This window comes from Streptomyces sp. NPDC088194, assembly GCF_040702025.1.
Classification (GTDB): Bacteria; Actinomycetota; Actinomycetes; order Streptomycetales; family Streptomycetaceae; genus Actinacidiphila.
Window position 1 is genome coordinate 40,893 of sequence record NZ_JBFBIV010000001.1, and the last position, 24,387, is coordinate 65,279.

Annotated in this window: 17 protein-coding genes; 9 read left to right on the forward strand and 8 right to left on the reverse strand. The window is 72.4% G+C overall.

Annotated features, from left to right (window positions below):
* Positions 1–2: 2 nt before the first annotated feature.
* Entirely contained in the window at positions 3–1,676 is a 1,674-nt protein-coding gene (locus AB0399_RS00185) for an esterase-like activity of phytase family protein (protein WP_366409713.1), read from the reverse strand.
* A gap of 210 nt (positions 1,677–1,886) precedes the next feature.
* Positions 1,887–2,675, reverse strand: coding sequence for a D-Ala-D-Ala carboxypeptidase family metallohydrolase (locus AB0399_RS00190; protein ID WP_366409714.1), 789 nt, complete (start codon positions 2,673–2,675; stop codon positions 1,887–1,889).
* 266 nt (positions 2,676–2,941) lie between these two features.
* Between AB0399_RS00190 and AB0399_RS00195 the strand changes: the two genes are divergently transcribed.
* From AB0399_RS00195 to AB0399_RS00210, 4 genes are all read left to right on the forward strand, one after another.
* Positions 2,942–3,892 (forward strand): ABC transporter ATP-binding protein, encoded by a 951-nt coding sequence (locus AB0399_RS00195; RefSeq protein ID WP_366409715.1) that lies wholly within the window; start codon positions 2,942–2,944, stop codon positions 3,890–3,892.
* A 73-nt stretch (positions 3,893–3,965) separates the two neighbouring features.
* Positions 3,966–4,751 (forward strand): ABC transporter permease, encoded by a 786-nt coding sequence (locus tag AB0399_RS00200; RefSeq protein ID WP_366409716.1) that lies wholly within the window; start codon positions 3,966–3,968, stop codon positions 4,749–4,751.
* 58 nt (positions 4,752–4,809) lie between these two features.
* A complete protein-coding gene (locus AB0399_RS00205) occupies positions 4,810–6,180 on the forward strand; it encodes a sensor histidine kinase (protein ID WP_366409717.1) in 1,371 nt (456 codons plus the stop codon).
* The gene (locus tag AB0399_RS00210; protein ID WP_366409718.1) at positions 6,177–6,875 is read left to right on the forward strand and encodes a response regulator transcription factor; all 699 of its coding nucleotides are present in this window, start codon (positions 6,177–6,179) and stop codon (positions 6,873–6,875) included. The genes AB0399_RS00205 and AB0399_RS00210 overlap by 4 nt, the downstream gene beginning before the upstream one ends.
* A 274-nt stretch (positions 6,876–7,149) precedes the next feature.
* Here AB0399_RS00210 and AB0399_RS00215 read toward each other — a convergent pair whose 3' ends face one another.
* On the reverse strand, positions 7,150–8,052 hold the full coding sequence (locus AB0399_RS00215; protein WP_366409719.1) for an NADP-dependent oxidoreductase: 903 nt from the start codon (positions 8,050–8,052) through the stop codon (positions 7,150–7,152).
* A gap of 262 nt (positions 8,053–8,314) precedes the next feature.
* Here AB0399_RS00215 and AB0399_RS00220 point away from each other — a divergent pair, with 262 nt between their 5' ends.
* Complete coding sequence (locus AB0399_RS00220; RefSeq protein WP_366409720.1) at positions 8,315–8,917, forward strand: TetR/AcrR family transcriptional regulator; 603 nt, start codon at positions 8,315–8,317, stop codon at positions 8,915–8,917.
* Between the two features lie 16 nt (positions 8,918–8,933).
* On the opposite strand, the gene AB0399_RS00225 is transcribed toward AB0399_RS00220, so the two are convergent.
* Entirely contained in the window at positions 8,934–9,623 is a 690-nt protein-coding gene (locus AB0399_RS00225; protein WP_329366534.1) for a hypothetical protein, read from the reverse strand.
* 129 nt (positions 9,624–9,752) lie between these two features.
* Positions 9,753–10,394 (reverse strand): DUF2637 domain-containing protein, encoded by a 642-nt coding sequence (locus AB0399_RS00230; protein WP_366409721.1) that lies wholly within the window; start codon positions 10,392–10,394, stop codon positions 9,753–9,755.
* A gap of 673 nt (positions 10,395–11,067) precedes the next feature.
* Between AB0399_RS00230 and AB0399_RS00235 the strand changes: the two genes are divergently transcribed.
* The gene (locus AB0399_RS00235; protein ID WP_366409722.1) at positions 11,068–12,597 is read left to right on the forward strand and encodes a VCBS repeat-containing protein; all 1,530 of its coding nucleotides are present in this window, start codon (positions 11,068–11,070) and stop codon (positions 12,595–12,597) included.
* A 56-nt stretch (positions 12,598–12,653) separates the two neighbouring features.
* Here AB0399_RS00235 and AB0399_RS00240 read toward each other — a convergent pair whose 3' ends face one another.
* The gene (locus AB0399_RS00240) at positions 12,654–12,803 is read right to left on the reverse strand and encodes a hypothetical protein (protein WP_329366528.1); all 150 of its coding nucleotides are present in this window, start codon (positions 12,801–12,803) and stop codon (positions 12,654–12,656) included.
* A gap of 312 nt (positions 12,804–13,115) precedes the next feature.
* Entirely contained in the window at positions 13,116–13,580 is a 465-nt protein-coding gene (locus AB0399_RS00245) for an NUDIX domain-containing protein (protein WP_366409723.1), read from the reverse strand.
* Between the two features lie 366 nt (positions 13,581–13,946).
* On the opposite strand from AB0399_RS00245, the gene AB0399_RS00250 reads away from it, so the two are divergent.
* Positions 13,947–15,830: an N-acetylmuramoyl-L-alanine amidase gene (locus AB0399_RS00250; protein ID WP_366409724.1), complete on the forward strand. Its 1,884-nt coding sequence runs from the start codon at positions 13,947–13,949 to the stop codon at positions 15,828–15,830.
* 284 nt (positions 15,831–16,114) lie between these two features.
* Here the strand turns inward: AB0399_RS00250 and AB0399_RS00255 are convergent, their stop codons facing one another.
* The gene (locus AB0399_RS00255) at positions 16,115–20,206 is read right to left on the reverse strand and encodes a hypothetical protein (RefSeq protein WP_366409725.1); all 4,092 of its coding nucleotides are present in this window, start codon (positions 20,204–20,206) and stop codon (positions 16,115–16,117) included.
* A 262-nt stretch (positions 20,207–20,468) separates the two neighbouring features.
* Here AB0399_RS00255 and pepN point away from each other — a divergent pair, with 262 nt between their 5' ends.
* Together pepN and AB0399_RS00265 are read left to right on the forward strand one after the other, a co-directional pair.
* Complete coding sequence (gene pepN / locus AB0399_RS00260; RefSeq protein WP_366409726.1) at positions 20,469–23,045, forward strand: aminopeptidase N; 2,577 nt, start codon at positions 20,469–20,471, stop codon at positions 23,043–23,045.
* Between the two features lie 149 nt (positions 23,046–23,194).
* Positions 23,195–24,262: a hypothetical protein gene (locus AB0399_RS00265; RefSeq protein ID WP_366409727.1), complete on the forward strand. Its 1,068-nt coding sequence runs from the start codon at positions 23,195–23,197 to the stop codon at positions 24,260–24,262.
* Positions 24,263–24,387: the final 125 nt, after the last annotated feature.

The following is a 24,387-nucleotide window of genomic DNA, read 5'->3' on the forward strand; positions in this document are numbered from 1 at the left end:
GGTCAGCGGACGTGGATCGTCACCGTGACGGTCTTGAGCACCGCCGGGAGCTTGGTGGTGTCGACCTTCAGGATCTCCCCGTTGTCGGTCTGGCCGGTGGGCGGCATCACCTTCTGGTGGACCGTCCACTTGCCGTCGGGGTCCACGGCGATGGTGTCGATGCCGAAGTCGTCGTCGTTGGACAGGTAGAGCGTCCTGCCGGCGTCCGTGGTGGCGACGCCCTCGACCTTGTCGTGCGAGAAGAACGCACCGCTGGGGTCGAGTTGGCTCACCAGCGTGCCGACGTTGAGGTACGGCTGCTTCTGCGCGACGTGCACACCGGCGCCGGTGAGCGCGGCCAGCGCGTCGTTGGTGCCCTTCTTCCCGACGAACGCCTCCGGCGACTTCCCGCCGATCGTCAGGCCGCTGACGTCGGCGGCGCCGTTGATGTCGATCTCGTAGAGGTTCTTCTGCGCGAACGGCTCGAAGTTGCCGTCCCGCTCGTCGACCAGGAACTTCGTGTCCGACAGCGCGGTGATCTCGCTGTTGGCGTCACCGGTGTCGTCCGGGTCGTCCAGCAGGTAGAGGTACTGCTTGGTCTGGTACGTGCGCAGGTTGATCGTGATGACGCGGGTGGTCGAGACGTTGCCGGCCTTGGTGCTGCCGAGGTCCGGCTGCTGGAGCGCGGACTGCATGACGCCCACCAGGGTCGAGCCGTCCGGGGTGACCGTCAGGCCCTCCATGCCCTTGTTCTTCAGGCGGTCCGCGAACTCGGCCGGCAGGTAGCCGACGATCTTGTGATAGGCGTTGTCCTGGCTGTCCTTGTACGGGGTCAGCCGGCCCAACTCGTAGCCGCTCGCGTCGAAGTGCGTGATGTACGGGCCGTACTCGTCCGAGACCCAGAACGTGCCGTCCGGCAGCGCGACCAGTCCCTCGGAGTCGTAGCCGTACGGGTCCTTGGCGACGGGGACCGGCGTACCGCCGTTGGCGTTGGTCGCGTTGACGTCGTCGATCACCTCGCTGGTGTCGTGCGGCGGGCGGCCGCTGTAGTTGACGCCGCCCAGGCTCTTCGGGCCCTTCAGGGTGACCTTCTTGACCAGTTCGGCCTTGCCGCCCACGAGCTTGAACTCGCCGATCTGCGGCGTGAAGTCCGGCACCATCTCGGACTTGTTGCCGTCGGGGGCGTCGGCGTTGGGGCCGCGGTCGGTGAGGCCGTAGAAGTAGCCGGACCTGCCGGGCACCGGGGCGAGCGAGGAGCCGTAGCCCTCACCGGAGATCTCGGTGGTGCTGCCGTTCGGGCCGGCGACCTTCGCCAGCGGCGGCAGGGCGTCGCCGTTCGCCTGGGTGTCCTTGAACAGCTGCACCGCGTCGGTCGCCGTGTAGGTGAAGGTGTCCGTGCCCTTGAAGCCGGCCTTGGGGGTGTACGTGAACGAGCCGTCCGGGTTGACCGTCGCGGTGCCGTCGGACGGGTCGGTGTGCCGGACGACCGCGGTCGCGCGGGCGTCGTTGCGCAGCACGTTGCCGGTCACCTTGCCGTGGCCGGAGTACGAGTCGGCGGCCGCGGAGAAGTCGTGCGACGGAGCCGACAGCCAGCCGTGGGCCTGGGCCGCGGCGGTGCCCGCGCCCACCACGGCGGCGGTGGCGACGATCGCGACGGCAACCCGGGTGCGCTTGCGGGAGAAGGGTCTCGAAGTCATGCTGCCGAACCTGTCGGTCGACGGTGAACGCCGAGTTGACCCCTGGTGAACCCTCGATCCGGGATGGAACGACTCCGCGAACGTCCTCGACTTCCGCCGCCGTCGTTGCTACGCCCTGGGGCCGCTGGGATACGTGGGGGTGGGGGTACGGACTCCCGGGACGTGGCCCGGCCCGGGAGTCCGTACCCCCTTCCCGGCGGGCGGGGCGGGTCAGACGGTGCCGTTCTCCCACCACCAGCCCCGGCCGAGGTCGGCCCGGCTGTCCACGTGCTGGTGGTCCTCGGTGTAGGTCTCCAGGCCGGAGAAGCCGCAGGTCTCCGCCTTCTGGTAGACGGTCTTGTTGGCCACGCCCGGGACGTCGAGGTCGGCGGCCGTGCCGTACAGGTGCATGCTGTCGCTCGCCCCGCCGACCGCGGCGTTGTGGGAGATGCTGCGGAAGCCGGAGTTGACGGTGATCGGGACGTTGCCGAGCTTCTTGCGGAGCGCTTCGAGCTTGTACATCGCGCGGCGGACGTTCTCCTTCGCGGCGGCGGCGCTGACCTTGCCGCCGTCGAAGGTGCCGCTCACCCGGTCGGTGAACTCGCTGAAGTCGAAGTGCGCGGTGGAACCGTCGGACTGCTGAAGGGCGTTGAGCTGCGCCTGGGTGGCGGGGCCGACGACGCCGTCGGCCGACAGGCCGTAGGCGGACTGGAAGAGCCGGACCGCGGTGGCGGTGCCCGGGCCGAAGTCCCCGTCGATGGCGACCCGGGTGTGGCCGGCGCTGCCGGTGGCCCAGCCGGCCACCCGGACCTGCAGTTCGGTCACGTCGGCGCCGGTCGATCCCTGCTGGAGGGTGCGCGACCAGGTGTACGCGTACGCCGAGCGGGACAGCAGGATCGGTCCGAGGACGACACCGGCGCCTGCGGCCAGCGTTCCGCGCAGCAGGGTGCGGCGGTCGAAGGGGGAGGAGGACGAGGGAGGCGAGGACGGCGAGGAGGACGAGGACGGGGACGAGGTCATCGTGGTCCTTTCGGTGAGCGAGCGGCTGGGAGTGGGCCGCGGGCGTGGAGCGCCCCCAGCATGGCGGCGGCACGGGCGGTGCTCAAGAGGCGTGCGGCGCACGGGGGATGAGGCCGGATCAACCGATCGGTGGAGGGGGACCGGCCCGGTGGCCGATCAGCCGGTGTCCGCGGAGTGTGGTCGGTCGGCCGATGGGCGCGGGAGCCGTCCGCTGTCAGGGTGGTGAACGGTCCGGGACGGGTTCGGGAGCAGAGGGGACACCACGTATGCCCGCGGTGGTCGAGGTGCGGAACCTGCACAAGAGGTACGGCGGCACCGTGGCGGTGGACGATGTCTCGTTCCGCGTGGAGCAGGGCGAGATCTTCGGGATTCTCGGTCCGAACGGCGCCGGCAAGACGACGACGGTGGAGTGCGTCGAGGGGCTGCGGACGCCGGACGGCGGGGAGATCAGGGTGCTGGGGCTCGATCCCCTGCGCGACCGCGCGGAGTTGACGCAGCGGCTGGGGGTGCAGCTCCAGGACGGGCAGCTCCAGGACCGGATGACGGTGGGCGAGGCACTGCGGCTGTACCGCTCGTTCTACCGCCGGCCGGCCGATCCGCGGGCGTTGATGGCGGCGCTGGGGCTGACGGCCAAGGAGCGGACACGGTACGCGGATCTGTCCGGCGGCCAGAAGCAGCGGCTGTCGATCGCGCTGGCGCTGATCGGAAGCCCGGAGGTGGCCGTCCTGGACGAGCTGACCACGGGGCTGGACCCGCAGGCCCGCCGGGACACCTGGGAGCTGATCCAGGGTGTCCGCGCCCGCGGGGTGACGATCCTGCTGGTCACCCACTTCATGGAGGAGGCCGAGCGGTTGTGCGACCGGGTGGCGGTGATCGACCGGGGCCGGGTGGTCGCGGTGGACAGCCCGAGCGCCCTGACCGAGCGGGTCCCGGACGGCCAGCGCATCCGGTTCCGGCCGTCGGTGCCGTTCGAGGACGGCCTGCTGACCGAGCTGCCGGACGTGACCGGACTGACCCGGCGGGGCGATCTGGTGCTGGTCACCGGCACCGCCGACGCGTTGAACGCGGTCACCTCGGTGCTGGCCCGCCACGGCATCGTGGCGGAGCACCTGCGGGTGGACCAGCCGAGCCTGGAGGACGCGTTCGTCGCGCTGACCGGCAACCACCTCACCACCGGGACGGGCGAGACGGATTCGCCCGGCGCCGTCCACGACTGACCGTTCGCCCCACCTTCGTTTCTCCGCACCTTCGCGCAACCGTACGAGCAGGAAGAGGAGTTCAGTGATGCCGGTGGATACGTCGAGCGCGCCGGCGGTGCCGGGCGCCGTCGCGGACGGTTCGGCGCTGGGCCGGCTCGCGCTGGCCGAGCTGAGGTTGTTCCTGCGGGACAAGGCGGGCCCGGTCTTCGCGGTCGGCCTGCCGTTGGTGCTGCTGGTCGTGTTCGGGAACGTCCCGTTCTACCGGCGGCATCGCGCGAACCTGGGCGGGTACACCCTCCTCGACGTGTACGTGCCGATCCTCGCGGCCTTCGTACTGGCCACGTTGTCGTTCAACGTGGTGCCGCAGGTGCTGGTCGGCTACCGGGAGAAGGGGGTGCTGCGGCGGCTGCGGACGACGCCGGTGGGGCCGGCCCGGGTGCTGGCGGCGCAGCTCCTGGTCAACCTGGCGACCGCGGCCGTGGCGGTGGTCGCGCTGCTGCTGGTGGCCCGGCTGGCGTTCGGGGTGCCTCTGCCGCGGCAGGCCGCCGGGTACGCGATCGGCATCGTGCTGACCGCGCTCGCGCTGATCGCGCTCGGCCTGCTCGTCGCGGCGGCCTCGCCGAACAGCCAGGTCGCGAACGCGGTGGGGGTGACGCTGTTCTACGTGATGATGTTCTTCGCCGGGCTCTTCCTGCCGATCGCGACCATGCCGTCGCTGCTGCGGCACATCAGCCAGGCCGCCCCGCTGGGCGCCGCGGTGCAGGCGCTGACGGACGCGACGGAAGGGCACTGGCCGCACCCGGTGCAGCTGATCACGCTGGTCGCGTACACGGTGGTCTTCGGCGGGGGAGCGGTTAAATGGTTCCGCTGGGAATGAGGACGGGGGACGGGATGACGGGGTCGTGGGCGGTGGGGCCGGAGCGGGAGGGGCCGCGATGAGCGGGGCGGCGCCACCGCCCGTACGGCCGGGTCGCCAGGACCAGCGGCTGGAACCGCTGATGACCGTGGCGCCGTACGTGATCCTGGCCGCGCTGGTCGTCGTGACGCTGGTCGTCAAGCGCGGTGCGGGCGGCTCCCTTCTGATCGACCTGGGGCTGTGTGCCACGGCGGCGCTGTGGATGCTGTGGATGTTCACCTGGCACCCCGCGTGGCGGGAGCGCGTGGCGGTGATGGCGGTGTTCTTCGCCGGGCTGGTCGTGCTGATCGGCGTACTGGTGCTGCGCGACCCGTGGTTCGGCCTGTTCACCCCGGCCGGGTACTTCTACGCGTTCGGGGTGCTGGTCTGGCCGTGGCGGCTCGCGGGGGTCTCCGGGGTCGCGTTCGAGTCGGGGATGGCGCAGGTGGCGGGCATCCCCAAGCACAACGCCTTCGGGGTGGCGCTCACCGTGGTGGTGCTGGCGGTGAACGTCGTCTGCATGTGCGGGATGGCGTGGTGGGAGTGGGACGCCGATCGGAAGAACGTGGAGCGGGTGGCGGCGCTGGAGCAGGCGCGGGAGGCCAACCGCCGGCTCCAGGCGACGCTGGCCGAGAACGCCGGGCTGCACCGGCAGTTGGTGGTGCAGGCCCGCGAGGCGGGGGTCCTGGACGAGCGGCAGCGGATGGCCCGGGAGATCCACGACACGCTGGCGCAGGGCCTGATCGGGATCGTCACCCAGTTGCAGGCCGCGGAGTCGGCGGGGGACGTCCCGGAGCGGTGGCGGGCGCACTTCGCCGCGGCGACCCGGCTGGCCCGGGAGAGCCTGGCCGAGGCGCGCCGGTCGGTGGACGCGTTGCGGCCGCGGCCGTTGGAGACCGCCGGGCTGGGGGAGGCGCTGGCCGGGGTCGCCGACCGCTGGTCGGCGCTGCATGGGGTCACGGCGCAGGTGACCACCGTCGGGACCGCCCGGCCGCTGGCGTCGGAGACCGAACTGGCCCTGCTGCGGGCGGCGCAGGAGGCGCTGGCGAACGTGGCCCGGCACGCCCGCGCCGGCACGGTGACGCTGACGCTCGGGTATCTGGGGTCCGAGGTCACGCTGGAGGTGCGGGACGACGGTTGCGGCTTCGACCCGTCGGCCCCTCGCGTGCCCGCGCCGGCGCCGGCCGCGTCGGCGACGGTCGGACCCGAGCCGGAAGCGGAAGCGGGATCGGGCACGGAAGCGGAACCGGGATCGGGGTCGGATACGGAAGCGGGCGGTGGGTTCGGTTTGAAGGCGATGCGGGAGCGGATCGAGGGGTTGTCGGGGACGTTGCGGGTCGAGTCGGCGCCGGGATCGGGTACGACGGTCTCCGCGTGCGTGCCCCAGGAGACGGTGGAGGCCGGCGCGTGAGCCCGGCCGGCGGGGCCCCGATCACGCTGCTGATCGCCGACGACCACCCCGTCGTCCGGGACGGCCTGAGCGGCATGTTCGCCGCCGACCCGGCCTTCGAGGTGGTGGGCCAGGCGGCCGACGGCGCCGAGGCGGTCCGGATGGCCGGCAGCCTCCGGCCGGACGTGGTCCTGATGGACCTGCGCATGCCCGGGATGGACGGCGTGACCGCGATCGCCGAACTCGCCAGGACCGGCAGCACCGCGCGGGTGCTGGTGCTGACCACGTACGACTCCGACAGCTACGTCCTGCCGGCCATCGAGGCGGGCGCGACCGGCTACCTCCTCAAGGACGCGCCCCGCGACGAACTGCTCCGCGCGGTGCGGGCCGCCGCCAACCGTGAGGCCGTCCTCTCCCCCGCCGTCGCGGCCCGGCTGATGAACCGGGTCCGCTCACCCGGCCCCGGACTGCTCAGTCGGCGCGAGAGCGAGGTCCTGAAGTGGGTCGCGGCCGGTGCCACCAACCGCGAGGTGGCGGCCCGCCTCCTGATCAGCGAGGCCACCGTCAAAACCCACCTCTTGAACGTCTACGGCAAGCTCGGCGTCAGCGATCGCGCGGCCGCCGTGGCCGAGGGGTTCAACCGCGGCCTCCTCACACCCCGCAAGTCCCCCCACCGGGGTGACCCCCCGGGCCCGCAGGCCCTGCCCCCGCGGTGAGTTGCCGGACCACCCGCGCGTAATGGGCTGGTCGCGCAGTTCCCCGCGCCCCTTGAGGGTGCCGTTCTTCCGCGGGGGGAGCCGTACCTGCCCAGGGGCGCCTGGGAGGTGCCCCCAGCGTCGCTTGGGGGTGCGGTTCTTTCGCGGGGGGAGCCGCACTTACTCGGGGGCGCGGGGAACTGCGCGCTCAGCCGACCACTGTGGCGCGCTGGGCCCGCGGGCCCTCCCCCCGCGGCGGGTTGGCCGGACCTGCGTGCTGTCGGCTCGGGTTGGGTCAGCCGATCAAGAGGACAAGCTTTCCGCGCAGGCGGCCGTTCTCGCCGGCGCGGTGCGCCTCCGCGATGTCGGCGAGCGGGAACGTCCCGCCGACGGGGAGCGAGAAGCGCCCGGCCTCGATCAACTCGCCGATCTCCGCGAGCGCGTGGAGCGCGCGGCCGGAGTCCCCCCGGCTGAACCGCACCCCGTGCTCCTGCGCACCGGCGAAGTCGGCGACCGTCAGGACGTGTTCCGGGCCGCCCGCGAGGCCGATGAGTTCGGGCAGCACGCCGCTGCCGGCGACGTCGAGCGCCAGGTCGACGCCGTCGGGCGCGAGCGCGCGGACCCGCTCGACGAGCCCGTCACCGTAGGCGACGGGCACGGCCCCCAACGAGCGCAGGTACGCGTGGTTCGCCGGACTCGCGGTGCCGATCACCTGCGCGCCGCGCGCGGCGGCGAACTGGACCGCGGCGCTGCCGATGCTTCCGGAAGCGCCGTTGACCAGCAGCGTGCCGCCGCTCCCCACGCCGAGCTGGTCGAGCGCGCGGGTCGCCGTCTCGACGGCGGCCGGCAGCGCGGCGGCGCCGGCGAAGTCGAGCGACGGCGGGATCGGCGCGTAGTACGACAGCACCGCCGACTCGGCCTGCGCCGCCCCCTCGGCGCAGAAGCCGAAGACGCGATCGCCGACGGCCGCGTCCGTGACGCCCTCGCCGAGCGCGTCGACGATGCCCGCCGCCTCGTAGCCCAGGGTCTGCGGGAGTTCCTCGTCCATGAGCCCCGCGCGCTTCTTCCAGTCGCTCGGGTTGACGCCGGCCGCGCGCACCGCGATCCGGACCTGGCCGGGGCCGGGACGCGGAGCGGGCAGGTCCACGAGTTCGAGGACGTCCGGGCCCCCGAACCGGCTGAAACGGGCTGCTCTCATCATGCGCTCCGATCTCGACGCGGCCCGGCTGGTCCGCGGGCGTGGCTCGACTGCTCGCTGCCGACCGCTGCTGGTGGCCGCCGCTGGTGGGTGCCGCTCGCGGCATGGTGCGACGAGGTCCGCCGCCGGCACCGTACGCAAGGGGCGCCGGCCAGGTCCGCCCGACGTCCCGGACGACAATGACGTGGGTCCGTTCGGCGGCCCGACCACTATATTAAGTGACTAAGTTTAGTCACACAAGACAGAGCGGGAGTGAGGCCGGATGCCCAGGACCGGAGAGCGCGGCGGGCCGCAGACACGCGCGAGGATCGCGGAGGCCGCGACCCGGCTCTTCCTGGAGCGCGGGTACGACACGGTCACGGTCGCCGAGGTCGCGCGCGCGGCCGGGGTCTCCAGCGTGACCGTCTTCAACCACTTCCCGCGCAAGGAGGACCTCTTCCTCGACCGCGCGGACGACGCCGTGGACTTCCTGCGCTCGGCGGTACGCGACCGCGCCCCGGGCGTCGACGTACCGACCTCGCTGCGCGCCACCGTCCTGCGGCTCGTCGAGACCCGGCACCCGCTCTCCGGCGTCAACGACCGCTCCCTCCCCTTCTTCCGCACCGTCGCGGGCTCGCCCGCGCTGATCGCCCGCGCCCGGGAGATCGCCGCCGACCTCCAGCAGACCCTTGCCGACGAACTCGCCCGCGACCCGGCTTTCGAGGGCGACCCCGACCTGCTCGCCGCCTTCTTCGTCGCCGGTTACGGCACCGTCCTGGTCCGTACCGCGCGCCGCCTCACCGCGGGGGACCCGCCGGACGCCGTGCTCCCCGACCACCGCGCCCGCCTCGACCGCCTCTTCACCGCCCTCCGGCACGGCCTCTGATCCGTTTCCACGACGGCTATCCCCAGGTGACGGCGTTCTCCGCGGGCCAGTAAGTGATGTCGCACCCGCTCTCCTCGTCCGGCACGGGCGCCGGGACGGGGGACAGGCAGTGGCAGCACAGCTTGTAGCCGCTCCCGTGGCGGGGGTCGGTCTGCCACCTGACCCATTCGGCGGCTTCTTCCGCGGTCATGACCTGCATCCCGGCCGCCCACGTGGTGCTGCACACCCCGTGGTGGGCGAACGCGGACAGGCCGGCCAGGGACCACCGCGACCCCACCGGCTCCGCCCGGCCGACATACCGCGCCACCCGGAGGCAACTGCTCAGGTGCAGCGTGGTTCTCCCCGCGGCGTACGGATAGAGGTCCGGATCGGACAGGCGCACCTTGTGCAGGAACGACTCGGCGGCGATCGCGTCGAACTCGGCCCGGGCGCCGGCGCACACCGGACAGCCGAGCGGGCAGTCGTAGCCGGTGAACGCCGTCTCGGTGTCCTCGTACCGCGGGTCCGGCGGACTGAGCCGTTGCGCGAAGGCGTCCAGCGCCTCGTGGAGTTCCTGCCCGGTGACGTATCCCTGCACGAGCATGTCGATCATCTCCTTGACCGCGGGGAGTTCGATCACGGTGAGAAGGGTGTCCGGAGCGTCGGGGGCGACGGTGGAGTGCATGCCCCAGACGAGCCAGTCCTCTGTGCGCGGGTTTTCGATCATCACCTGACTGTTTTCTTCGAGGAGCACGCCGAACCTCCCGTTGGGACTGTGCGGGCCGCACGTCGGCCGACTTGTTCTGGCACCGGTGCCGGTGGTCGCGCCGAGGTCACCTGCCCCTCGTCGCGGGGCTCAGTGCTTGCGCCGGCGCTGGCGCGGGATCTCCACCCGGTCGGGGCGGAGAAGGGTGATCTGCCGGGAGAGGAGGACGAAGCTGGCCAGTGCGGAGAACGGGGGCAGACCGGCGGTGGCGCTCGCGGTGACGGTTCTCGGCGCGTGGGCGACGCACAGGGCCACGGCGATCGCCGAGAAGAGGAACACCGCGGTCCACCCGGTCCGGGTGGGACGCCGGTGCGCGGTGGCATGCAGGACGAAGAGGCAGCCGACCAGCCAAGGACCGTAGACGAGCAGCGGCCAGGACCAGTCCAGTTCGTGCGCGGTCGGCGAGGCCAGTCGGCGCAGCGGACCGTAGGAGACCATGGCGCCGAGCACGCTGACGCTGCTGGTGACCGCGCTCGTGATCCCGGTGATCACGACACCGACGACGGCCGACCATCGCGGCCGCACCAGCCGGGGGCGCCTGCGGCGGTGCTTGATCGGGGGCGCCGCGGGCGGTTCGGCCGGGAACGGCGCCTCCTCCGGGACCTGCGGCTGGAACAGGTACTCGAACTCGGCATCGAAGTCGCCCTGTGTCCGGGTGTCGTCCGGCTCCGCCTCGGGGTAGAAGTCCGGCAGCCGGCCCAGCGGGGGAGCGAACTCGTCGGCGCCCACCATCTGGTAAGTATCGTATTCATACACTATGGGGCCACCCGGGGCGCGAGTTCTGCCGGTGAGCGCTCATCGGGCCTCCGAGTCGTGCGAGGCGCAAACGCCGCGGAAGTCCACTTCGACACGTCCCATGAGGGCGAGGAATTCGCCGAGCAGGGAACTGCACGAATGCGGACCTTCGGCCGGCTCGCAGCCGGATTCGGCGCCGCGCGCCACCTCCGTGGTGGCCGCGGGAGTGAATTCCCGCGGAAGGGGGCCGGAGCTGACGTGCCGTGGGTCCGTGTACTCGGAAGTCTGTTGGACAAGGGGCGTGTTCACATCTCCATCAACGAGGACGGGGCGGGAGCAGGACGAGGCAAACGAGTGAAGCGTGTGGCATTCGGCTGGACCGTTTGCCACGGATCGGGCGGGAAGATCGGCGCCTGCGGTATATGGCGTCGCTCACAACGTTTCTGAGACCGTGTCAGATATCGGCGCTGCCCGATGTTCCGATGGCGGGAGGAACGCTCCCCGAGGTCCTGGAAACGCCGGAGGCCCTGGAAACGCCCGAGGCCCGGTGATTGGGGCGGCACGGTATTCCTCCGGGACCCCGGGAATCGGGTGCCCGGACGGGCGCTCCGGTGCCCGTGCGGCCCGGTTTTGGGACAACCTTCGGCGGGTGTCCCGAGTCGGTGTACGTATGCGCAAGCGACTTGCCGCGTGGGTCGCGGTCACGGTGTGCTGGGCGGCCCTCGGCCTCGCGGGCTGCTCGGGGGACCCGTCCGGTGGGGGCGGCGGGGGCCGGACCACGTCCGCCCGCCCGACGTCCGACCAACTGCCGTCCGACCAGCGGCCGTCCGCATCCGCATCCGCATCCGCATCCGCTTCCGCCTCGCCGTCCGCCGGCTCCGCGGCGCGCGGACCCGGCAGGGGCGGGCCGTACGACTTCGACGGGGACGGCAGGGGCGACCTCGTCGTGACCGACGACACGGCGAGCGTCGGCGGGGTGCGGGCCGCCGGGTACGCCGCGGTGCTGCCGGGCGGCCCCCAGGGCACGGACCCGAAGCGCGCGCGGATGATGACGCAGAACAGCATCGGCGCGGGCCCCGCGGGTCAGGGCGGCTATTTCGCCGCGGCGACGGCCTCGGCCGACCTGGACGGCGACGGCAGGGCCGATCTCGTCGCCCAGGCCGGCTACGACACGCTGTTCCTGGTGTGGGACGGCTCCGGGGCGAGCGGCAGACCCGCGCGGCTGCGCGGCACCCGGCCCTTCACCGGTGACTTCGACGGCGACGGCCACCCCGACGTCGCCGCCACCGTCCGCGACGATCCCCTGACCGAGACCTTCTCCTACGGGCCGTTCAGCCGCTCCGGCAAGCCGGCCCGTACCGCGACCGTACGGATGCCAGCGGACGGCGGGTCCGCGGGCGGCTCCGGCTTCAGCGGCGAGAGCGTGGTGGCGGTGGGCGACTTCAACGGGGACGGGCGCGACGACCTGGTCACCTCCTGGACCACCCAGTACACCGACGTGGTCGACACCCCGCGCGCCACGGTCGTCTGGTACGGCACGGCCACAGGTGCCACCCGGGGGCCGCGGCTGAAGGACGCCCGGGGCAGGGACGTCTACAGCAGCAGCTACGACACGCCTTTCGCCGTCGGCGACTTCGACCGCGACGGCTGCGACGACATCGCGGTCGGCCTGCCCGACGAGGTGGGCCCGGGGGAGGAGGAGCCGGGCCCGCCGAAGGGCGGCAGCCGGCTGACCGTCTGGTACGGCGGCAGGAACGGCCCCGCGCGCGCACCACTCACCTTGACCGCCGCGACCCCGGGACTGCCCGGGCCGCCCCTCGCGGACGAGTTCGGCCAGTTGCCGGTGGCGGGGGACGTGAACGGGGACGGCTACGCGGACCTGGCGTTCGTCGCCAACACGGGCGGGGGCTCGTCCCGCGCGGTGCTGGTGCTGCGCGGCGGCCCGCACGGGCTGACCACGTCAGCGGTGCAACTCGTGCCGGCCCAGGACGCCGCGGCCACCGCGATGCTCGACACCGACGGCGACGGGCGGGCCGACCTCGCGATGGGCTCGCCGGACGTCCGCCCCCCGCAGGTGGCGGTGGTGCGCGGCACCGCGGCCGGCCTCGATCTGCGGCACCCGATCACGATCACGGCCGTCGACTTCGGTACGCCGATACCGACCGACGGCGCGGGCTTCGGGTCGGCCTTCGCCCGCTGACCGTACGCCCGCTCACCGTGTCTGGCGCGGGTGCGCGCCCGCGAACGGCAGGCCCGCTAGTGGTGCAGCAGGTGCCTGCGGTGGTGGGGCCGGTCCGGGTGCCGGGTGCCGCCGTGGTAATTCGGTCCGCCCATGAGGACCACGAGAGTGCCGATGGCGAAAGCGATCACGACCAGCGAGAATCCGATCGTTTCCAGTGCTCTCATCGCGAGGTCCTCCTCCTGGGAGCGTCCCGTTCCGGGCACGGCACGGTGCTGCCGCGCCCCTCCCCTTCGACGCTCTCACGGTCACGAGCCGTCGGCAGATCGGGGCTCACCTGACGAAATTCCGGTCTCACCGATTGAACGAATCCGCCGCGCGGAGCAAATCCGTCACGTCACGGCGTAATCCCATCGCCACGCAATGTCGCCACCCCGAAAATCCGTCCACCCGCAATGTCGCCGCCCCGCAAATCCGTCCCCGCGCAAAGGCGTACGCGCGCGAGAATCCGCCCGCGCGAATCCGTGGTGCCCACGACGTCAGATCCGCCCCGCGAGGCGGTCCAGGAACGCCGTCTGCGCCGTGACGACGACCTCGCGCGCCGCGTCGAGCCCGAACCACGCCACCCGGTCCAACTCCGGGAACTCGGCGGTGCGGCCCGAGCCGCGCGGCCACTCCATGGTGAACGTGCCCGGCACCACGTCCGCCGGATCGAGGTCGCCCTCCACCGCCCACACCGTCACGTGCTTGCCCCCGGACTGCACCACCTCGCCCAGCGGCAGCGGCGCCCCTTGCGGGGCCGGCAGCCCCAACTCCTCGCGGAACTCGCGGCGCGCGGCGTCCCAGGGCTCCTCGTCGCCCTCGTACTCGCCCTTCGGCACCGTCCACGCCCCGGCGTCCTTGCGGGCCCAGAAGGGTCCGCCCATGTGCCCGAGCAGCACCTCCACCCCGGCGCCGGTACGGCGGAAGAGAAGCAGGCCCGCGCTGCGCTTGATATCAGCCATGAGGCCAGTCTCACCCGCCGGATAGGCCGACCGGCCCTCGAATCGGCCCGGTCGGGGAAAAAGGAAATGCGCATCGCGCCGACCACCGCATAGGCGCGGCTTGTTCACTGCTTGTTCACGACTCGCGCACTCCATGACCGCATGTCACCGGCTCGATGTACCAGCCAGCGACCTGCCGCCGTACTGCCGATCGGCACGGCATACCGTGGTCCTGCACAGGGTGATCGGTTCCGCGCCGAAAACGAGCGGCACGTCGACTGATGCTCAATCAAATATGTGATGATCAGGAGCGCATCACATACAGACGGAGGATGAGCAACCGTGGGTCAGAGGCGGAGATCGAAGCGGAAACTTGCGACGTATGTCGTGGGTGCGACGTTGGTCGTCGCGGGGTGCGTCGGCGCGCCGGTGGCGTTGGCCAGCCAGAGCGGGAGCAGTGCGGGGCCGGCTTCCGCGGGCGAGCAGAAGGACTTCGCGGACGCCGCGAAGGAGTCCGGCGTACCGGCGTCGGTGCTGATGGCCGTCGCGTACGAGGAATCCCAGTGGGACGTCCACCAGGGGCACAACACCAGCGGTGGATTCGGGCCGATGAGCCTGACGGACGTGACGCCGTCGATGGTCGCGGACGGTGGCGCCGGCGCGGCGGGCCGCTCCGACCTGGCGTCGCTGGCGTCCGACCCGTCGCTGCACACGCTGACCGCGGCGGCCAAGCTGATCGACGTGCCCGCGCAGCAGGTGCGGACCGACCGGCGGGACAACATCCGTGCCGCGGCGGCGCTCCTGGCGTCGTACGAGAAGAAGCTGCGGGGTGACGCCCCGCAGGACCCGGCCGACTGGTATGCCGCGGTGGCCCGATACAGCGGGTCCACCGACCAGGCCGCCGCCGAGGACTTCGCGAACCGGGTGTTCGCGACGATGAAGTCCGGTGCGCAGCGCACCACCACCGGGGGCCAGCGGGTGGACCTGGCGTCGCAGCCCTCGCTGCGGGCGGACACCAGCCACCTGTCGTCGCTGCACCTGAAGAAGACGTCGACCTCCGGCACCGACTGCCCGCAGCAGCTCGACTGCCAGCTGGCACCCGCGGCGACGACCAACTACCAGGTCGCGGACCGCGCCGCCGACGGGATGAAGATCAAGTACATCGTCATCCACGACACCGAGACGTCGTACCAGACCGCCATCGACGGGTTCCAGAACCCGGCGAGCGGGGACGCGGCGAACTACGTGATGCGCTCGTCCGACGGCGCGGTGACGCAGTCGGTGGCCACCAAGGACATCGCGTTCCACGCGGGCAACTACTGGTTCAACATGCACTCGGTCGGTATCGAGCACGAGGGTTTCGCGGCCCACGGCGCCAGTTGGTACACGCAGGTGCAGTACCAGAACACCGCCGACCTGGTGAAGTACCTGGCGGCGAAGTACCACGTCAAGCTGGACCGTGAGCACATCATCGGCCACGACAACGTGCCGGGACCGGTCGACTCGCTCGTCTCGGGCATGCACTGGGACCCGGGACCGTACTGGGACTGGAACCAGTTCATGGCGCTGCTGGGCACGCCGACGGACAAGGGCGAGCACAGCGTGGGCCCGGTCGGCACGGCCGTGACGATCGCACCGGAGTTCGCGTCCAACGAGCAGACGGTGAACGTGTGCCCGGTGGACGACCCGACCGGGGCGACGACCACCTGCACCGACCAGACCGCCGCGTCGAACTTCCTCTACGTGCGCACCGCGCCCAGCGCGACCGCGCCGCTGGCGAGCGACCCGTACGTGCACACCGACGGCTCGCCGGGCAAGGACGAGATCAGCGACTGGAGTTCGACCGTCTCGGCCGGGCAGCAGTTCGTCGTGGCCGACCAGCAGGGCGAGTGGACGGCCATCTGGTACGGCGGCCAGAAGGTCTGGTTCGACAACCCCGACGGCAAGAACACCGTCGAGGCGCAGGACGTGAAGATCCTCACGACGGCCGGGGACACCGCCGCACCGCTCTTCGGTGAGGCGTACCCGGACGCGTCCGAGTACCCCGCGGGCCTCTCGGCCGACGTGGCGCCGCCGCTCAGCAAGTACACCTTCGCCGCGGGCCAGCAGTACGTGGCGACGGCGAAGCCCGCCAACCGGGACGACTTCTACCCGGCCAACGGCACGACCCGGCCCACGGAGACCTACATCGAGGGCGCCGGCACGGTGTACACGATCCAGTACAACCACCGCTTGGCGCTCGTCAACTCCTCCGACGTCAAGGTGAGTTGACGCTCCCCGCTCGCTGAACCGGGTCGCCGCACCCGGCACCGAAGGGCCCCCGGCCGCGACGCGCACCCGCGCGCGGCCGGGGGCCCACGTGCGTACGGCGCCCGGCGGGGCCGGGGGCGGTGTGCGATCCGATCCTCGGGCGGGACGGGGACCGACCGCGTTCCGTCGGAGCGCCGACCGATTCCGCTCCGGTTCCCGACACCGGAGCGGCCCGCGCCTCAGAGGGCGCGGGCCGCCGGCGTCATCCGTGACGCGCCGCCCTTGTCGGGCGGGCGCGCGGCGGATCAGGTGCCGTAGTAGCCGTCGAGGTCAGCGATGACCTGGACGTCACCCGTGTAGTTCGTCAGGGAGATCCTGCCGTCGACCACGGGCACCACCACCTGGTTGGCGATGGTCGTGCTTGCCGGGTAGTTGAGGTTCGACACTCCCGGCAGCGGTGTGCCGTGCGGATAGACGGTCAGGTGGCTGTTGGCGCTGGGGGCGGTGGCCGTGACGTTGAGTGCCACGGCCGTCAGACCGTCGGTGGGGACGCCGTCGACCCCGTCGACCTCGAAGCTCACCGTCGCGCCGGGGCCGACCTGTCCGGCACGCGCGCCGAGCCCGCTTCGGGTGTCCAGCAGCCGCACGGGGTCGACAGGGGTGAACGCGGAGCCCGTCGTGGAGAAGTAGCCCGAGACGTCGGCGAGGAGGTCGACCGTGCCGGCGCTGTTCTCCAGGTCCACGACGCCGTTGTGCACCGGTACGGTCACCAGGTTGGCGATGGTCCGCCCCGCACCGTAGCTGACGCTGGAGACGGAGGGCAGTTGCTGTCCGTCGGGGTAGACGGTGATGTGGCCGGTCGTGGTGGGGTGTACGGCGGTCACGTTCATGGTCACCGCGGTGACGCCGGAGGCAGGGACGCCGTGTGCTCCGGCGACGGTCAGCCGCACGGTCTTGCCGGCTCCGACCTGTGCCTTCGGTGCCCCGGTTCCGTTGCGGGTGTCCAGGAAGCGCGTCGGCGTGATCGTCGTCAGGGCCGATCCGTTGCCGCCGTCGGTGTAGTAGCCGGTGACGTCGGCGAGGAGGTCGACCGTGCCGGCGCTGTTCTCGAGGTCCACGACGCCGTTGTGCACCGGTACGGTCACCAGGTTGGCGATGGTGTGGCCGGCCTGGTAGCTGACGCTGGAGACGGAGGGCAGTTGCTGTCCGTCGGGGTAGACGGTGATGTGGCCGGTCGTGGTGGGTTGTACGGCGGTCACGTTCATGGTCACCGCGGTGACGCCGGAGGCAGGGACGCCGTGTGCTCCGGCGACGGTCAGCCGCACGGTCTTGCCGGCTCCGACCTGTGCCTTCGGTGCCCCGGTTCCGTTGCGGGTGTCCAGGAGGCGCGTCGGCGTGACCGGGACGAACCGGCCGTGCGAGGCCGTGGCGGCGGGGGTGACGGTGAAGCCGTCCGGCAGGTAGCCGGTCGACTTGGTGCCGACGCTGTAGCCGGGTTGGTCGACGACGACGTCGTAGTCGCCCGGATCGGCGGACCCCGGGTTCAGAAGCACCGTCAACGACGTGCCGTCGGCGCTCACCGAGACGGGGCTGCTCCACGAGCCGGACGACGGGGGGACGCCGTTGCTCGCCAGTTCGACGTCCGTTCCGAGGGTGAGGTCCGAGCCGTGCACGACGACCTGGGTGGCGGTGCCGGCCTTGCCGGTCGCCGGACTCAGGGAGGTGACATCGGCGTGGGGGTGCTGGGTGGAGCAACCCTGGCTGCACACCCCCTGGACCGAGTACTCCACCGGGGCCGTGGTGTGGTCCGCCGAGATCACCAGGATGTACTGCCCGGCCGGAGCGGAGGAGTCGGTCAGGCAGGAGGAGTGGAAGCCGGGGCTGTACATGGCGCACTGGTAGGCGGTGTTGATCGAGGTCCCGGCGAAGCCCGTGGTGCCCAGAAGGTCCACCGAGAGCGCGTAGCCGGCGATGTCGCTGTCGGTGCCGTAGACGTCGAACCGCTGCGAGGGCTTGAGGTCCATCACCGCGCAGTAGCCGGACGCGGACTCGGTGAAGCTACCGCTCTGGACCGGGAAGCCGTCCGGCGAAAGCTGGTTGGCCGTGCACTGCGGCACCCAGCCGGCGGCTGTGCCCACCTTCCAGGTGTCCACCCGTGCGGCGATGGGGTCGCCGTCGTAGCCGGAGGCCACCGCGCCGATCACGTAGGACGTCGAGCCGGTGACGCGGCATGCGGTGCCCTGCTGCCAGCACACGACGGTGCCGTCGGCGTCCGCGACGAACAGGTCGGCTCCCGTTTTGTACTCCGGGTTCGGCGTGCGGACCGACAGCCACAGCTTGTCGGTGGCCGCGGCGGACACGTGCAGGCAGCCGCTGTCCAGGGCGGAGCCGAAGGAGTAGGCGGTCGCGGCGCCGCCGACGGTGAGGGACGCGGGCGTCTTGCAGGACGCGGTGGAGGAGATGTCGCGCCGGACCACGTCGTAGGTGTCGTCATAGCCGGTGCCCACCAGCAGCACCTGGTAGGCGGTGCCGGTGGCGAAGCGGCAGGTGGTCAGCGAACTGCCCGAACTGGCACAGACCTTCTCGCCCGCCGCGTCGTAGACCTGGTAGGAGGCGTCGAGCCGGTTGGAGGTGTTGGTGAAGTCGAGCATCTCCGCGGTGGAGTGGCTGTCCGCCGGGAGGGCGAGGCAGCGCATCTGCTGCGCGGCCGTGAGGGAGACCTCCGCGCCGTAGGAGCCGCCGAACGCGGACTGCGGCCAGGCGGTGCAACCGCTGGTGGAGCCGGTGCGCTGCACGGTGTAGACGTAACTGCCCGTGTCGGCACCGGAGTCGCTGCCGGTCGCGGTGTTCCCGAGCGCCAGGTGGAAGGGCGCGGTGCCGGTGAGCTTGCACACCAGGCGGACGGTGTCGTCGGCGCACTGCCGGGCGCCCGCGGAGTCGTAGACGGCCTCCTCCAGTTGCGCCCCGCGACCCTCCTGCTGGTCGAGCAGGTAGAGGCCCTGGCCGGTCGCGGTCGGCAGCGTCCAGCACAGCTCCTCGCCCTGGCCGGCGAAGGCCCCGGTCAGAGACCCGGAGGCGAACTCGTCGTCGCGGCCGGCCGTGCAGCCGTCGGTGCTCGCCGCGGCGCGGAACCACACGCCGTAGGCGGCGGGTCCGCTGTCCTGGAAGTCGCGGGCCCAGGTGTAGTCACCCGCGGTCAGCGCACACGCCGTGCTCTGGTCCTCGGTGCAGACCTCGGTGCCGTCGGCCCGGTACAGGGCGCCGGTGACGCCGTGGTCGGCGGCCGCGGTACCGAAGACGTACGGCCCGGCGGCTGTGACGTGCAGGGTGCGGCAGCGCGCGGTGGACGACGCGTCCGGGACGGTGCCGTAAGCCTGCGGGTCCAAGGCCGGGCAGCCGGTCGGAGTGGACAGGCGGGCGAAGGAGAGGGTGTAGCTGCTCTGTTCGGCTTCGCGCTGGTCGAGTTGGACCCGGTAGGGCGCGGAACCGGTGAGGGTGCAGTCCATCTCGAAGGAGCCGTCGCCCTTGGCGCACACCTGGGTGCCGTCGGCGTCGTAGACCCACGCGTTGTCGGTCCAGTCCGACACCCGGGAGCGCAGGACGTCCCCGGCCGCCAGCGGAAGGCTGTAGCAGTCGCCGGGGGAGCCGGCGTCCAGGGAGCCGGCCAGGGCGACGGGCGCGCCCAGCGCGGTGTCCTGGGCGGACAGCGTGGTGCAGGCGGCGTCCGACAGCAGGGCGTTCCAGGCGACGGTGAAGCCGGCGCCGGGGACCGTCAGCGTGTACGTGCCGGCCTGCGCGGTCGGGCAGCGCAGGGTGCCGTAGCTCTGCTGCTGCGGGTCGTCCGGACGGTCGCAGGTGAGGATGGTGCCGTCGGGCGCGGTGACCACCGGGGTCGGCGCGAAGGGGTCCCGTGCGACGACCTGGACGAAGAGCACGTCCTTCGACCGCGGCAGGTCGAGCGTGTAGACGGGGTCGCCGTTCTCCGGATCGGCGCAGGAGTAGACGGTGTGCGGTGCCAAGGCGCCGGAGCAGGCGTCGGGTGAGTCGGCGGCGGTGGTCTGCCGCACCGCCTGGGCGTGCGCCTTCTCGGCGTCGGACTTGGTCCATGCCCGCGGCGGCGCGGTGGACTTCGCGGCCGACCTTCCGGCGGATTCGGCCGGGGACTTCGCGAGGGACTTCGCCGCGGTCCTGGAACTCGCGGCCTTCGCTGCCGCCGAGCCCGGCGCGGGCTTCGCGGCCGCCGCGTCGGCTGGTGCGTGCCCGCCGGCACGGGCGGTCGAGGAGGTCCCGGCACCGGCCGGTGCCACACTCGTGCCGCCGGTCGCCGCGGCGGCCGGCGCGAGCCACAGGGTCGCCGCCGTGGCGAGCGCGGCGGTCAGCGCGGTCGTCCCGCGCACCGCCCCGGCCCTCCGCCGTCTCGTCCACGACCTGCGCCGCGACGTGGCGGCGCCTTTCGGTTCTCTCATGATCCCCCCTGGGATACGCCCTGCGTCACGATCAGCGGGAAGCCGTCGTGCGGGCAGCCGGATTCTAGGGGGTGACCATGACAATCGGGCCGGCTTTTCCCGGGGCCGCCGCCTCCTCGAAGGCCGGTTCGCGGCCGCTGCGGTCGTCTCTATCGGGTTGTCCGACGTGTGGGGGCTGGGGCAGCATGCGGGGATGCCAGCCCTTCTGCGCAACGAAGCCGAGGTGCGCGCGCACCTGCTCGACGTCCTCTCCTACTCCGTCACCTTGGACCTCACCCGTGGCGAGGAGGGCTTCCGCAGCACGGCGGTGATCCGCTTCGGGTGCGCGGAGCCCGGTGCGGCGTCCTTCGTGGACATCGAGCCCGGGGCTTTGCTGCGCGTCGAGTTGAACGGCCGGCCGCTCGACCCCGGCACCCTCGACGGCAACCGCCTGCCGCTGCCCGCGCTGGCCGCAGGGAACGAGTTGCTGGTCGAGGCCGACATGCCGTACTCGCGCACCGCCGAGGGCCTGCACCGCTTCACCGACCCGGCCGACGGCGAGGTCTACGTGTACACGGCGTGCGCTCCCGACCTCACCCCGAAGGTCTTCGCCTGCTTCGACCAGCCGGACCTGAAGGCGCCGTTCTCCTTCACCGTCACCGCGCCCGAGGGCTGGACGGTGATCGGCAACGGCGCCAACGGCCGCCTGCCCGACGGCCGTTGGCGGATCGACCCGATCGGCGCGATCTCCACCTACCTGACGACCGTGGTCGCCGGTCCGCTGCACGCCGTGCGCGCCGAGCACGACGGCATCCCGCTCGGCCTGTACGCCCGTCGCTCGCTCGCCGCCGAACTCGACCGGGAGGCAGGGGAGTTGTTCGAGCTGACCCGGGCGTCGTTCGACCGGCTGCACGAACTCTTCGAGGAGCGCTACCCGTTCGGCGGGTACGACCAGGTGTTCCTGCCCGAGCTGAACTGGGCGGCGATGGAGAGCCCGGGCTGCGTCACCTTCCAGGACACGATGCTCTTCCGCTCCGCGCCGACCGACGCGCAGCGCGTGACCCGGGCGGTGGTCGTGTGCCACGAGATGGCCCACATGTGGTTCGGCAACCTGGTCACCCTGGCCTGGTGGGACGACATCTGGCTGAACGAGTCCTTCGCCGAGGTGCTCGGCTACCGGATCGCGGCCGAGGCCACCCGCTACACCGGCGCCTGGGCGCTGTTCGCCGCGGGCCACAAGGGGTGGGGCTACGACGCCGACCAGCGCCCCACCACGCACCCCGTCGCCGCCACCGGGGCGGACTCCGCCGCCGAGGCGCTGTCCAACTTCGACGGGATCTCGTACGCCAAGGGCGCCTCGGCGCTGCACCAGCTGATGTACCTACTCGGTGACCAGGCGTTCTTCGCCGGGGTCAACGCCTACTTCGCCGAGCACCGCCGGGGCAACGCCGGCCTGGCCGACTTCCTCGCCGCGCTGACGTCCGCCGACGGCCCGGACGTGCCGGGCTGGGCCGACCGGTGGCTGCGCACCACGGGCGTCGACACGCTGCGGATCGAGGTCGAGGTCGAGGCCGGGGTCGAGGCCGAGGCCGGGGCCGGGGCGACCGGCGGGGCCGTCACCTCCGCCGTGCTGGTCAACGACGGCAGCCGCCCGCACCGGGTGCGGATCGGTGTGTACGAGTGGGCCGGCGGGCGTGAGGGGCACGGCGGGGCCGGGCGGGACGGCGTACGCGAGCGGGACGGTGCCGCGCTCGTGGCCCGCCGGCGGCTGGACGCCGAGGTCGCGCCCGGGGGCCGTACCCCGCTGCCCGAACTGGTCGGTGCGCCGCGCGCCGCCCTGCTGCTGCCCAACGACGGCGACCTGACGTGGGCGCGGGTCCGGCTCGACGAGCACTCCGCGGCCACCGTGACCACCTCGCTGTCCGCCGTCGAGGACGAGTTGGGCCGCGCCGTGCTCTGGGAGCACCTCCGGGACCTGACCCGCGGCGCCGAACTGCCCGCCGCCGACTACCTGCGCCTGGTCGCCGCCCACCTCCCGGCCGAGAGCTCGGACAGCATCGTCGGGGCGGTGCTGGCCTTCGCCCGCGACCATGTCGTCGCCCGCTACCTCGACCCGGACCAACGGCCCGCCGCGCTCCTCCTGCTCGGCGACGCCGCGCGCGCCGTGCTCGCCCGCCCGGACGCCGGACGCGGACTGCGGATCGCCGCCCTGCGCGGCGTGATCGACACGGCGTCGGGGGAGGGCCGGCGAGCGGAGCTCGACGGCTGGCTGGACGGCCGCGACCTGCCGGACGGCGTCGACTTCGACGCGAGCCTGCGCTGGGCCGCGCTGACCCGGCTCGCCGCGACCGGGGCGGCCGACGAGGCACGGATCGCCGCCGAGCTGGCGGCCGACCCCAGCGACACCGGTGAGCTGGGCGCGGCCCGGGCCCGCGCCGCGCTCCCGGACGACGCCGCGAAGGAACGGGCCTGGCAGCGGCTGTTCACCCCCGACGCGCTCGCCGGCCCCCTGCTCACCGCGACCGCGGAGGGCTTCTGGCGTTCCGGCTCGCCTCGCGGCCAACAGGGTTACGCGCTGCGGTACTTCGAGGAGGTTCCGGCGGCCGGGCAGCGTGGTGGCGCGGTCGCGGGCGCACTCGGCGCCGGGCTCTTCCCGGTGGGCGCGGCCCACCCGGACACCATCCGCGCGGCGGAGGCGTGCCTGGCCAGGACCGACCTGACCCCCTCCCTGCGCCGCCACCTCGCCGACGGCCTCGACGACCTGCGCCGCGCCCTCGCGCACCGTCGCTGACAGCAAGCGGCCCCCGGGAGAGCAAGCGGCCCCCGGCCGGTTCGGTCCGGCCGATACCGTTGCCCGATACCACCGTTGCCGGCGATGGTGCCGGCGCGGACTACCGACAACTCCACAACTCCACAACTCCACGGGGAATCAGCGCCGTCATGCCGCATCGCACTCGACGCACCGCGTCCACCACCACTCTGCTCGCCGCCGCCACCGCCTCGCTCGCCCTCGCCGCGGGCTGCTCCTCCTCATCCGGTTCCCCCTCGCCCTCCGACTCGACGGCGACGAGAGCCGCCGCCGAGCAGCCGCTGCTCCCCGCGAGCGAGGCGAACAAGGTCGTCGACACCTACCAGAGCGTCAACAACCGGGCCAACGCCCAGCACAGCCCGACGCTGATGGCCAAGGTCGAGGCCGGCGCGATGCTCGCCTCCGACAACGGGTACTTCACGCAACTGCCCAAGCTGGACAAGAAGGAGGTCGCGGCGAACCTGGCGCCGTTCGTGTACGTCCAGCGCTCCTTCTTCATACCGCCGGCCTCCGCGAAGGCGAACTGGTTCGTGATGAAGGCCAGGATCGCGGAGCTCAAGGCCGGCAAGGCGGGCACGCCGGCGACCACGTACATTCGCTTCCTCGTCTTCCAGCACCTGAGCGGTGGTTGGCGCGCGGTGGCCGCGGCCGGCTTCTCCGGGGCCGAGCAGAAGGCCGTCCCGGCGCTCGCCCTCGACGGGAACGGCCTGGCGACGGTCGTCGACCCCGCGGCCAAGATCGGCACCCACGCGCCGAAGGACCTGGCCGGCATGGTCGCCGACCTCTACGCCACCGGCGGCGAGAAGTCCGACCTGGCGAAGACCAAGGAGCGCGACGCCGCCATATCCGTCTACACCGACCGCGCCAACAGCATGGACGGCCACGCCTACGCCGACTACAAGGCCGCCCGCCCGCCGGCCGGCGCGACCTTCGCCCTCCGCACCAAGGACGGCGGCGCCCTCGTCCTCAGCGACAGCGCCGTCGACGAGACCGTCCTAGCGAAGGACCTCACCTCCGCCGTCAACCTCGGCCCGAGCCTGCAACCGTTCGTGAAGAACGGCTCCGTGCCCATGGACCAGGTGGTGGAGCACGACATGCAGTCCCAGCTCGGAGTCATCTCCCCTTCCGGCCGCACCTCCGTCTACACCATCGACCAGCAGACCACCGCCGTCGACGCCACCCCGTCAAGCGCGGCGTGAGCCCGGCGTTGGGCTTTCGCCCCGGACCGTTCGTGACATCCGGGAGTCCCTGCTCGCCGTGACGGACACGGCCGCCTGGCCGCGCTTCGCCAGGGCCCCCGCTGCCGTTCGACGGGCTGCCGGCG

Coding starts and splice junctions, on each gene's coding strand:
- AB0399_RS00185 (WP_366409713.1), bottom strand. CDS start 1,676: ATGACTTCGAGACCCTTCTCCCGCAAGCGCACCCGGGTTGCCGTCGCG.
- AB0399_RS00190 (WP_366409714.1), bottom strand. CDS start 2,675: ATGACCTCGTCCCCGTCCTCGTCCTCCTCGCCGTCCTCGCCTCCCTCG.
- AB0399_RS00195 (WP_366409715.1), top strand. CDS start 2,942: ATGCCCGCGGTGGTCGAGGTGCGGAACCTGCACAAGAGGTACGGCGGC.
- AB0399_RS00205 (WP_366409717.1), top strand. CDS start 4,810: ATGAGCGGGGCGGCGCCACCGCCCGTACGGCCGGGTCGCCAGGACCAG.
- AB0399_RS00215 (WP_366409719.1), bottom strand. CDS start 8,052: ATGAGAGCAGCCCGTTTCAGCCGGTTCGGGGGCCCGGACGTCCTCGAA.
- AB0399_RS00220 (WP_366409720.1), top strand. CDS start 8,315: ATGCCCAGGACCGGAGAGCGCGGCGGGCCGCAGACACGCGCGAGGATC.
- AB0399_RS00225 (WP_329366534.1), bottom strand. CDS start 9,623: ATGATCGAAAACCCGCGCACAGAGGACTGGCTCGTCTGGGGCATGCAC.
- AB0399_RS00230 (WP_366409721.1), bottom strand. CDS start 10,394: ATGGTGGGCGCCGACGAGTTCGCTCCCCCGCTGGGCCGGCTGCCGGAC.
- AB0399_RS00235 (WP_366409722.1), top strand. CDS start 11,068: ATGCGCAAGCGACTTGCCGCGTGGGTCGCGGTCACGGTGTGCTGGGCG.
- AB0399_RS00240 (WP_329366528.1), bottom strand. CDS start 12,803: ATGAGAGCACTGGAAACGATCGGATTCTCGCTGGTCGTGATCGCTTTC.
- AB0399_RS00245 (WP_366409723.1), bottom strand. CDS start 13,580: ATGGCTGATATCAAGCGCAGCGCGGGCCTGCTTCTCTTCCGCCGTACC.
- pepN (WP_366409726.1), top strand. CDS start 20,469: ATGCCAGCCCTTCTGCGCAACGAAGCCGAGGTGCGCGCGCACCTGCTC.
- AB0399_RS00265 (WP_366409727.1), top strand. CDS start 23,195: ATGCCGCATCGCACTCGACGCACCGCGTCCACCACCACTCTGCTCGCC.